This is a genomic window from Bacteroides acidifaciens (assembly GCF_024623065.1).
In the GTDB taxonomy this organism is placed as follows: domain Bacteria; phylum Bacteroidota; class Bacteroidia; order Bacteroidales; family Bacteroidaceae; genus Bacteroides; species Bacteroides acidifaciens.
The window spans coordinates 1-11,477 of sequence record NZ_JANJZR010000002.1 but is presented as its reverse complement, the minus strand read 5'-3'; the positions used below and the strand labels follow the sequence as shown (position 1 = coordinate 11,477).

General features: G+C 42.1%; 5 protein-coding genes and 1 pseudogene. All 6 read left to right on the top strand.

The genetic code is table 11. The annotated features are described in order from the left end of the window. Positions 1–23 precede the first annotated feature (23 nt). Positions 24–1,751 (top strand): glycoside hydrolase family 43 protein, encoded by a 1,728-nt coding sequence (locus NSB03_RS00595; RefSeq protein ID WP_024986174.1) that lies wholly within the window; start codon positions 24–26, stop codon positions 1,749–1,751. Between the two features lie 25 nt (positions 1,752–1,776). After that, positions 1,777–4,221 carry a glycoside hydrolase family 31 protein gene (locus NSB03_RS00590; RefSeq protein WP_024986175.1) on the top strand — a complete coding sequence of 815 codons (2,445 nt, stop codon included), beginning with the start codon at positions 1,777–1,779 and terminating at the stop codon, positions 4,219–4,221. Positions 4,222–4,242: 21 nt separating this feature from the next. Continuing rightward, the gene (locus tag NSB03_RS00585) at positions 4,243–6,219 is read left to right on the top strand and encodes a glycoside hydrolase family 97 protein (RefSeq protein ID WP_257466138.1); all 1,977 of its coding nucleotides are present in this window, start codon (positions 4,243–4,245) and stop codon (positions 6,217–6,219) included. 19 nt (positions 6,220–6,238) lie between these two features. Next, positions 6,239–7,570: a glycoside hydrolase family 43 protein gene (locus NSB03_RS00580; RefSeq protein WP_257466137.1), complete on the top strand. Its 1,332-nt coding sequence runs from the start codon at positions 6,239–6,241 to the stop codon at positions 7,568–7,570. A 215-nt stretch (positions 7,571–7,785) separates the two neighbouring features. Beyond that, a complete protein-coding gene (locus NSB03_RS00575) occupies positions 7,786–9,519 on the top strand; it encodes a glycoside hydrolase family 43 protein (RefSeq protein ID WP_257466136.1) in 1,734 nt (577 codons plus the stop codon). Positions 9,520–9,639: 120 nt separating this feature from the next. Further along, positions 9,640–11,340: pseudogene (locus NSB03_RS00570) on the top strand (SusC/RagA family TonB-linked outer membrane protein); the annotation flags it as partial. Positions 11,341–11,477 lie beyond the last annotated feature (137 nt).

The following is an 11,477-nucleotide window of genomic DNA, read 5'->3' as shown; positions in this document are numbered from 1 at the left end:
TATAGAAAATAAAAAGTGATATTATGAGAACATTAAAATTGATTTTGTCGGGTTGGCAATCCGTGGCGCTTGTCGTATTTTTTATGCTGTTTTTTAATATGGAGGTGAGTGGCAAGGGTAAAATAACGAAAAATGCTCCTGTCTTTACGCAATTTATTTATCAGGGAGAGGATGCTATTTATCAAAACAATCCTTTAAAGCCGGGTGAGTTCTATAATCCTATTTTGCAGGGTTGCTATCCCGATCCGAGTATAACGCGGAAAGGGAATGATTATTATTTAGTGTGCTCATCTTTTGCCATGTTTCCCGGGGTGCCTATTTTCCATTCTAATGATTTGGTCAACTGGAAACAAATCGGTCATGTGCTGGACAGAACGTCACAATTAAAGGTTGAAGATTGTGGCATTAGTGCCGGTGTATATGCTCCTGCTATAAGATATAATCCCCATAATGATACGTTCTATATGATAACCACTCAATTTTCCGGCGGCTTTGGAAATATGGTGGTAAAGACAAAGAATCCGGAGAATGGCTGGAGTGATCCGGTCAAACTTCAATTTGAAGGCATTGATCCTTCCCTTTTCTTTGATGATAATGGCAAGGCATACGTGGTGCATAATGATGCTCCTGCTCAGGGAGAAGAACGTTATTCGGGACACCGTGTCATAAAAATATGGGATTATGATGTGGAAAATGATAAAGTGGTTCCGGGAACAGACCGGATCATCGTAAACGGTGGCGTCAATATAGAAGAAAAGCCGGTATGGATTGAAGCTCCTCATATCTATAAGAAAGACGGACGTTATTATTTAATGTGTGCCGAAGGAGGAACCGGAGGCTGGCATAGCGAAGTCATTTTTGTGAGTGATCATCCGAAAGGACCTTATCTTCCGGCAAATAATAATCCTATTTTGACTCAACGTTATTTTCCTGCAGACCGGGCGGATAAAGTAGACTGGGCTGGTCATGCAGACTTAGTGGAGGGACCCGACGGAAAATATTATGGTGTATTTTTAGGAATACGCCCCAATGAGAAGAACAGAGTGAATACCGGACGCGAAACTTTTATTCTTCCGGTGGACTGGAGCGGAACATTTCCCGTTTTCGAGAATGGGCTTATCCCTATGAAACCTACATTGAAGATGCCTTCGGGAGTAGAGAACCAGACAGGGAAAAACGGTTATTTGCCTAGTGGCAACTTTGTCTTTAAGGATGATTTTTCCGATAAGACATTAGACTTAAGATGGATCGGTCTTAGAGGGCCTCGTGAAGATTTTGTTGATATGACCGGTAAAGGGTTGCGCATCATCCCTTTTACTACGAATATCAATGAAGTGAAACCTACTTCTACCTTGTTCTACCGTCAGCAGCATAATCAGTTTACAGCGGCAGCGACCATGGAGTACAAGCCGAAAAATGAGAAAGACTTTGCCGGTATAACATGTTATCAAAATGAAAGATATCACTATGTTTTCGGTATCACTAAAAAGGGAAAAGACTATTACCTGATGCTGCAAAGAACCGAAAAAGGGCAAGCGAGTGTCCTGGCTGAGGTGAAAATAGAAATAGAGAAACCTGTGACACTGCAAGTGGCAGCCAATGGAGATGATTATCGTTTTGATTATTCGATTGATGGCAAAAGTTTTACCAATGTAGGAGGAACCGTTTCCGGTGATATTCTTTCTACCAATGTGGCTGGTGGTTTTACAGGAGCAATGATTGGCTTGTATGCAACATCTGTTGGTAATTAATTAGAAACCTTATCATTCTATAATTATGAAAATACATCATCTGTTTTGGGGTATATGTGTATGCTTCAGCACCCATATCTTATTCGCACAGAACTATCAGAAAACATCGTCCGGCATTAAGACCACTGTGAATGCGGTGGATATAGAAGTACAATTCTTTGCGCCTGCTGTGGCGAGAGTAATAAAGTCGCCGGAAGGGGTTGCCTATGAAAAACAGAGTCTTTCTGTAATTGCCAAACCCGAAAAGGTAAGTTTCAAGGCTGATATACAAGATAATAAGATTGTATTGAACACCAGCGAACTAAGTGTCAGTGTGGACACCGGGACGGGAATTGTTTCTTATTTCTCAAAGGATGACAAAGTGTTATTGGCAGAGAAATCCGGTATGCAGTTTATCGATTTCGATGATGCCGGGACAAAAACTTATCAGGTTTATCAACCTTTTGTATTGGATAAGGAGGAAGCCATTTATGGTTTGGGACAATTGCAAAATGGAAAGATGATTCAGCGGAACATGACTAAAAATCTGATACAGGGAAATGTGGAAGATGTGTCACCTTTCTTCCAGTCTACTAAAGGATATGGTGTGTTTTGGGATAACTATTCGCCGACTCTTTTTACGGACAACGAAGTTGAAACATCTTTCCGTTCTGAAGTAGGTGACTGTGTAGACTATTATTTTATGTACGGGAAGAATGCCGACGGTGTGATAGCACAGGTACGCAACCTGACCGGGCAAGCACCGATGTTTCCTTTATGGACTTATGGGTACTGGCAAAGTAAAGAAAGATATAAAAGCCAGGAGGAAGTGGTAGACGTTGTTCGTAAATATCGTGAATTGGGTATTCCCTTGGATGGCATTATTCAGGATTGGCAATATTGGGGGCATAACTATTTGTGGAATGCGATGGATTTTCAGAATCCGACTTTCAATAATCCTCAAAAGATGATTGAGGATGTCCATGCGATGAACGCACACATGGCTATATCTATCTGGTCGTCATTCGGACCGATGACCAAACCTTATAGAGAATTGGACAAAAAAGGGATGTTGTTTGACTTCACTACCTGGCCGCAATCGGGATTGGAGTCATGGCCCCCCAACATGGAATATCCTTCCGGTGTAAGAGTGTATGATGCTTACAATCCCGAAGCGCGTGATATTTATTGGAAATATCTGAATGACGGAATTTTCAGACTGGGGATGGATGCCTGGTGGATGGACTCTACCGAACCCGACCATTTGGACTGGAAGCCGGAGGATATGGATACCAAAACCTATCTGGGCTCGTTCCGTAAGGTGCGCAATGCTTATCCGTTGATGACTGTCGGAGGGGTTTACGACCATCAGCGTGCAGTGACTTCGGACAAACGCGTGTTTATTTTAACCCGTTCGGGATTCTTGGGGCAGCAACGTTATGGTGCAAATGTATGGAGTGGTGATGTAGCTTCCACATGGGAGAGTTTTAGAAATCAGATTCCTGCCGGATTAAACTTTTCTTTGTGTGGTATGCCTCACTGGAACAGTGATATTGGCGGCTTTTTTGCAGGACATTATAATAAAAGCTGGAATGATGATAGTGCTTCGAAAAATCCATTGTATCAGGAGCTTTATGTGCGTTGGTTGCAGTTTGGAACGTTCAATCCGATGATGCGTTCGCACGGGACGGATGTTTATAGGGAAATCTATAAGTTCGGAAAGAAGGGCGAGCCTGTATATGATGCTATTGAGAAGATGATAGGTTTGCGTTACTCTCTGTTGCCTTATATTTATTCTACTTCCTGGGAGGTGAGCAATCGTCAATCGAGTTTTATGCGCGCTTTGATGATGGATTTTGTAGACGACAGAAAGGTGTGGGATATCAATGACGAATATATGTTTGGTAAATCGATTCTTGTGGCTCCGATTGCTCATGCACAATATACACCGGAAGCTGTAGTAAAAGTCTCCGAAGAAGAAGGATGGAACAGAGATGGAGCGAAAAAAACGGAAACTGACGTTGCTGTGGATTTCACGGAAACGAAATCTACTAACATATACTTGCCAACAGGAACGCTATGGTATGACTTCTGGACGAACGAGAAACACGAAGGCGGAAAGGAAATTGCCAAAGAGACTACACTGGATGTTATTCCATTGTATGTAAAAGCGGGTAGTATCATTCCTGTCGGTCCACAAGTTCAGTATGCAACTGAAAAACCGTGGGATCATCTTGAATTGAAGGTGTATGCGGGTGCGAATGGAAACTTCATTTTATATGAAGATGAATTTGATAATTATAATTACGAAAAAGGAGCTTATACGGAAATTCCAATCTCTTGGAATAATGCATCTCGTAAATTGACGATAGGGGCAAGAAAAGGTGCGTATGAGGGAATGTTGAAGAACCGTAAGTTTACTGTAACCCTTCAGGACGGAACTCAAAAAAGCGTTGATTATAGTGGGAAGGCAGTTTCTGTAAAGTTTTGATTGTAAATAAAATGTGTGATTATGTCAGTAGAAAAGAATCTGAAAAGTAGAAATAGGATGAAGTTTTTTATAGTAATGGCTATGCTATTGGGGAGTAGCGTTGCAAGTGCAGAAAATAAACAGGTAACAAGTCCTGATGGGAAGCTGGTAGTAACAGTCTCAGATACGGATGGAAGACCTTCTTATTCTGTTAGTTATGACAATGTTCTCTTTTTGCAACCATCTCCATTGGGGATGGTTGCAAATATAGGAGATTTCTCATCGGGGATGTCGCTGGAGAAGAATGTTTCAACCAATAAAATAGATGAAACATACGAGTTGACTTCTATTAAAAAGAGCAAGGTTCGTTATGTGGCGAATGAAGCTGTATTTTCGTTTACACAACAAGGGAAAACAATTTATGACGTTATATTCCGCATAAGTAATAACGATGTTGCTTTTAAATATAAGATGTATCCGCAAGGTGAGACACTAAGCTGCGTGGTTGAGCAAGAAGCCACAGGATTTGTGTTTCCTGACGGAACCACCACTTTCCTTTGTCCGCAAAGTAAACCGATGGGAGGATTTGCCCGTACTTCTCCAAGTTATGAGACGTCTTATACGGCAGATGATGCCGCAGGGAAGAATGGCTGGGGAGAAGGATACACATTTCCCTGTCTGTTCCGTAATGGGGATAACGGTTGGGTGCTTGTTTCCGAAACGGGAGTAAATGGTGGATATTGTGCGAGCCGTCTGTTGGGACACAAAGGAGGAACGTATACAATCGGATTTCCGCAAGAAGGTGAAGCGAATGGGAATGGTACGGTTTCTCCGGGGATAGCGTTACCGGGCGAGACGCCTTGGCGTACTATCACTGTGGGCAAGACTTTGGCTCCGATAGTGGAGACAACGGTTCCTTTTGATGTTGTAAAACCGCTTTATCAGGCAAAAGGAGAGTATACGTATGGCAAGGGGTCATGGAGCTGGATTATCGGTATGGATGGAAGTACCAATTATGAAGAGCAACTCCGGTATATTGATTTCTCGGCAGCAATGGGCTATCAGTCTGTGCTGGTGGATGCCTTGTGGGATAAACAAATAGGACGTGATAAAATGGAAGAATTGGCTAAATATGGGAAGGACAAAGGGGTAGCTCTTTATTTGTGGTATAACTCGAATGGGTATTGGAATGATGCTCCGCAAACTCCGCGCGGGATTATGAATAATGCCATAGCCAGACGCAAGGAGATGAAATGGATGCAAAGCATTGGTATCCGTGGAATAAAAGTTGACTTTTTCGGAGGTGACAAGCAAATGACTATGCAGCTGTATGAAGATATCTTGTCGGATGCAAACGAGTACGGTCTTCTGGTTATTTTCCATGGATGTACTTTGCCTCGTGGCTGGGAACGTATGTATCCTAACTTCGCATCGAGCGAGGCTGTATTGGCTAGTGAAAATCTTCATTTCTCTCAAGGCAGCTGTGATCATGAGGCTTTTAATGCCACCCTGCATCCGTTTATCCGTAACACGGTAGGTAGCATGGATTTCGGCGGTAGTGCATTGAACAAATATTATAATGCGGATAATGCTCCGCGGGGAAGCCGGCGGATGACATCGGATGTCTACGCACTGGCTACGGCGGTGCTATTTCAGAGTCCGGTACAGCATTTCGCCCTGGCACCGAATAATCTGACCGATGCTCCGTCGTGGGCTATTGATTTTATGAAAGAGGTGCCCACGACTTGGGACGAGGTACGTTTCATTGACGGTTATCCTGGTAAATACGTTATTCTTGCCCGTCGTCATGGAGACCAATGGTATATTGCCGGAGTAAATGCGCAGAAGGAAACACTGAAACTTAAAGTTAATTTGCCGATGTTCTCCAATGGAGAAAAGGTAAGACTGTTTAGTGATGATAAGGCATTGCAGGGTAGCGTAAAACAAATAGAAATAGGAAAGAAACAAGAATTACAGTTGGCTATTCCTTGCAATGGTGGAGTATTGATAACCCAATAACCATTTAAAATAAAAGAATATGAGAAACTTAAAATTTTTAGGCGTGTCGTTTTTGTTGGCAATGGCTGCCGCCACTTCGGGAACTGCACAAAATCCTATTATACAAACAAAATATACTGCTGATCCGGCTCCGATGGTATATAACGATACCGTTTTCCTTTATACAACCCATGACGAGGATGATGCCGAAGGATTCAAAATGTTGGACTGGTTGCTTTATACCTCCACCGATATGGTCAATTGGACCGATCACGGAGCGGTCGCTTCTCTGAAGAGTTTTGATTGGGTGAAACGTGATAACGGTGCCTGGGCAGAACAAGTCATCGAGCGTAATGGTAAGTTTTACATGTATTGCCCGATTCACGGTAATGGTATTGGCGTATTGGTATCCGACTCTCCTTACGGTCCTTTTAAAGACCCTTTGAACAAACCGTTGGTTTGGCAAAAGGAGCATTGGGATGATATTGACCCTACCGTGTTTATTGATGATGACGGGCAAGCTTATATGTATTGGGGCAATCCGAATGTTTATTATGTAAAGTTGAATGAGGACATGATTTCATATTCGGGGGAAATAGTTAAATTGGCTGATAGACCGGAACATTATCAGGAAGGACCGTGGGTATATAAACGTAACGGTCGTTATTATATGGCTTTCGCTTCTACTTGTTGTCCGGAAGGGATTGGCTATGCCATGAGTGACAAAGCTACCGGACCATGGAGTACGAAAGGATATATTATGCGTCCAACGGAAAGAACCAGAGGGAATCATCCCGGAATTATTGATTATAAAGGCAGTTCTTATGTGTTCGGCCTAAATTATGATTTGCTTCATCTGGAGACTTTCGACCATAAAGAACGCCGTTCGGTATCCGTTGCAAAAATGCATTATAATCCGGATGGAACTATTCAGGAAGTGCCTTATTGGCAGGATACGAAACTGGAACAGATTGAAAACTTTAATCCTTACCGTAGAGTGGAAGCCGAAACAATGGCTTGGGGATATGGGCTTAAAGTTGAAAATCATAAGAATGTTGGTTTGTATATCACCGATATCGATGATAATGAATATCTGTGTGTGCGTGGTGTCGACTTTGGCAAGAAGGGAGCAAAGAGATTCAGTGTAAGCGCAGCTTGTGTTGAAAAAGGCGGAATGATAGAAATTCGTCTGGACAGCACGGAAGGTCCGGTAATAGGCTGTGTCAGTATATCACCGACAGGAGGACTGGATATATATAAACAGATGTCATGCCGGATTAAGAATGCAAAGGGGGTACATGACCTTTATTTCTGCTTTAAAGGAGAGAAAGGAAACAAACTTTTCAATCTGGATTATTGGGAATTTAAATAGCTTTTCATAAAAAAAAATAGGATTGTAATATGTTGATAATCAATATGGTTATTGGGGCGTGCTACAAGGGAAAAGATAGATGTAACATTGAAAATAAAGATGTTATTTAGGAAAAGAAGCCCGTAACATAATTATATTTGTAGTTTTGTGAACTGGCATACCTTTGCAGAAAAGATCAGTGAATCGTATTTGATTATCAAAAAATAAGAAGTATTATGAAGAATACACAGGCAATGCAATTAATGTCAATCGTCTGGCTCTCCGCATTTATGTTGGGGATGACAGTGATGTCATGTAACTCAAAGAAAGAACAGCAATTACCGGCTATTGGAAAATCTGTGGCTCTCTTTGATTATTTCTCTTACAAGGGAAATGATGACTTTTATATATCCAATCCTCTATCAGGTGAGGACTATTTCTACAATCCTATTTTGCCGGGATGGTATTCCGATCCTAGTGTTTGCACAAATGGAGAAGGTGACTACTTTCTCGTAACATCTACATTCACTTATTTCCCCGGTGTTCCTATTTTCCACAGCAAGGACTTGGTGAACTGGAAACAGATAGGGCATGTATTGAACCGTGCTTCGCAATTAGTGAATATGGAAGGGCAGAAAGTGAGTGGCGGTATTTTTGCTCCGGCTATTTCTTATAATCCGCATAACAAGACCTATTATATGGTGACAACCAATGTAGGGGCCGGAAATTTCTTTGTGAAGACACAAGACCCGTTTGGTGAATGGTCGGAGCCTATTATGTTGCCGGAAGTCGGAGGTATTGATCCTTCTTTCTTTTTTGATGAAGATGGCAAGGCATATATTGTTAATAATGATGAGGCTCCGGATAATAAGCCTGAATATAGCGGACACCGTACCATACGCATACAAGAGTTTGATGTGAAAACAGATAAGACGATCGGTCCCCGTAAGATTCTTGTAAACAAAGGAGCTCAACCGGCAGACAAGCCAATCTGGATAGAAGGTCCTCATTTGTATAAGATAAATGGAAAGTATTTCTTGATGTCTGCCGAAGGTGGAACGGGGAATTGGCATTCGGAAGTGATTTTCCGTGGTGATTCTCCGATGGGTAAATTTCTTCCATGGAAAAACAATCCGATTCTGACGCAAAGACATTTGAATTCTGACCGTCCTAATTCGGTAACTTGTGCTGGTCATGCTGACTTGATTCAGACAAAAGAGGGAGATTGGTGGGCTGTTTTTCTGGCTTGCCGCCCTATTAATAATCAGTTTGAGAATTTGGGACGTGAAACATTCATGATGCCGGTGAAATGGAGCGAAGACGGATTCCCGTATATGACTCAAGGCGATGATTTGGTACCTATGATTGTAAAACGTGAAGGTGCGAAACGCGATACGACAGTTACTTATGGTAATTTCGAGTTAATAGAGAACTTTGATTCTTCTGTACTTGATATGCGATGGATGACTTTGAGAACTTCTGCATCCGAACTATATTCATTGACGGAAACACCCGGATATCTGACCTTGAAGTGTGCGGATATTAGCGCTACGGAAAAGAAGACCCCGGCATTTGTCTGCCGTCGGTTACAACATCATAAATTTGAATGTGCTACCCGTATGTTGTTCAATCCTTCTGACGATAAGGAAACAGCCGGAATGTTGTTGTTTAAAGATGAGACGCATCAATATTTCTTCTGTTTGAATAAAGTGGGTGAGAATAAAACTATTTCTCTGAAGCAAATCGGTGAAAAGGAGCAGACATTGGCTTCAGATGAAATAGATGCAGATACAAATGAGGTATATTTGAAATTAGTATCTCAAGGAATTGGTTACGATTTCTATTATTCTGTTGATGGTGAAAAAAACTGGAAACTGCTTTGTAAAGATGTAGACCCCAGTTATCTCTCTACTACAACGGCTGGTGGATTTACCGGTGCTACAATCGGATTATACGCTACTTGCAAATAATGATTTTTTTTATATAAATCTAAATACTAGTAACTATGAGTGGTATTTATAATGATAGCTAATTCAATTAAAAAAGAATGATGATTAGAAAACAATGTAGTTAATTAACATCTTAAACTAATGGTAATGAAAAATGTAACGAAGAAAATTCAAAAAATTCCTTACCTGTTTCTCCTTATGTTGTTTAGTTTTGTAACAGCATCAGCACAGAAAGGGATAACGGTGAGGGGAACGGTTCTTGATGGTCATGGTGAGACAATCATTGGAGCCTCGGTAATTTTAAAAGGTAATAATTCAGTAGGTACAATCACAGATATAGATGGCAATTTTGTATTGACTGTGCCCAATGAAAAGTCCGTCCTTGTTGTTTCGTATGTAGGAATGAAACCGCAGGAGGTAAAAGTGGTTTCCAAAGGTCTTATTAAAGTAACATTGGAAGATGACACCCAGCAACTGGAAGAAGTCGTTGTGGTGGGTTACGGACAACAAAAGAAAGCGAGTGTGGTAGGTGCTATTGCACAAACCACTGGTGAGACATTACAGCGTGCAGGTGGTGTGTCGAATGTAGGTGCGGCATTGACGGGTAACTTGCCGGGTGTGGTGACTTCTGCCTCCACTGGTATGCCGGGTGACGAAGATCCGAAAATTGTAATTCGTAGCGTTAGTTCGTGGAATAATAGCGAACCGCTTATCCTTGTGGACGGTATCGAACGTCCGATGAGCAGTGTGGACATGAGTTCCGTACAGTCTATATCTGTATTGAAGGATGCATCGGCAACTGCTGTTTATGGTGTGAAGGGTGCCAATGGTGTCATCCTTGTAACCACTAAACGCGGTAACGAAGGTCGCGCCAAGATTGACGTCAGCATGAACATGACGGCTAAAGTGGTTTCTGCTCTGCCGGGAAGATTGGAGTCGGCAGATGCGTTGTATGTGCGTAATCAGGCTGCCGAATATGAGTTAGGCTTGAATCCTGCTTCTTGGAATAAAGTATTGCCGATGGAGACGATTGACAAATATCGCCATCCTGCTAATCTGGAAGAGGCCGAACGTTATCCGAACGTTGACTGGCAGAAAGAGCTTTTCAAAGATTATGCCATGTCATACAATCCGAGCATCAACCTGTCGGGTGGTACACGTCACGTCAAATATTTTGCTGCGGTAGACTTTCTGCACGAAGGTGACTTGTTCCGCGAATGGGACAATAACCGTGGTTATCAGGCAGGTTATGGATTCAACCGTATCAACGCACGTAGTAATTTGGACTTCAAGATAACCAAAACTACCGTATTGAAAGCCAATATTTTCGGTTCTTACGGTGTGAAGAAATCACCGTGGGGAGTTGCCGACGATTCATTTGGTGCTTCACAATTGTGGCAGGCTGCCTACAGTTCTCCGTCAGACGCTTTCTTGCCCCGTTATTCCGACGGTACGTGGGGATATTACAAACCCAATTCGCAAGGTGCGCCGAACTCTGTGTTGAATCTCGCCAATGCAGGCTATGAAATGCTTACTACTACCCGTGTCAATACCGACTTTGTACTGGAACAGGATTTGAGTTTCCTTGTAAAAGGCTTACGCGCAAGTGCCATGATTTCGTGGGACAACGTGTTTGTGGAAGCCGGTCGTGGTGTCAATGACTTGAATCACGGGACGCAAACCAAATGGATAGATCCGGAAACAGGCGAAGTGCATTATAGCAACGCGCAAACCGACTCTAAAACCGGACTCGATTTCCAGGAAGGTATCTTGTGGTCTACAGCAGGTGGTGCTGTGCGGGACTGGTCTACTCAACGCAATCTTTTTTATCAAGGACTTTTGTAGATGACAAAATTTAAATTTATGCTGTTAAACATCTAATTTTTAAGTGATTAAATTTGCGAAAGTCCCTGAAATTTAGTAATTTAAAGGAAAAGTTTGGTCGCTTTTTCTCATGAAAACTACTAATTTCAAGGACT

Coding starts and splice junctions, on each gene's coding strand:
- NSB03_RS00595 (WP_024986174.1), top strand. CDS start 24: ATGAGAACATTAAAATTGATTTTGTCGGGTTGGCAATCCGTGGCGCTT.
- NSB03_RS00590 (WP_024986175.1), top strand. CDS start 1,777: ATGAAAATACATCATCTGTTTTGGGGTATATGTGTATGCTTCAGCACC.
- NSB03_RS00585 (WP_257466138.1), top strand. CDS start 4,243: ATGTCAGTAGAAAAGAATCTGAAAAGTAGAAATAGGATGAAGTTTTTT.
- NSB03_RS00580 (WP_257466137.1), top strand. CDS start 6,239: ATGAGAAACTTAAAATTTTTAGGCGTGTCGTTTTTGTTGGCAATGGCT.
- NSB03_RS00575 (WP_257466136.1), top strand. CDS start 7,786: ATGAAGAATACACAGGCAATGCAATTAATGTCAATCGTCTGGCTCTCC.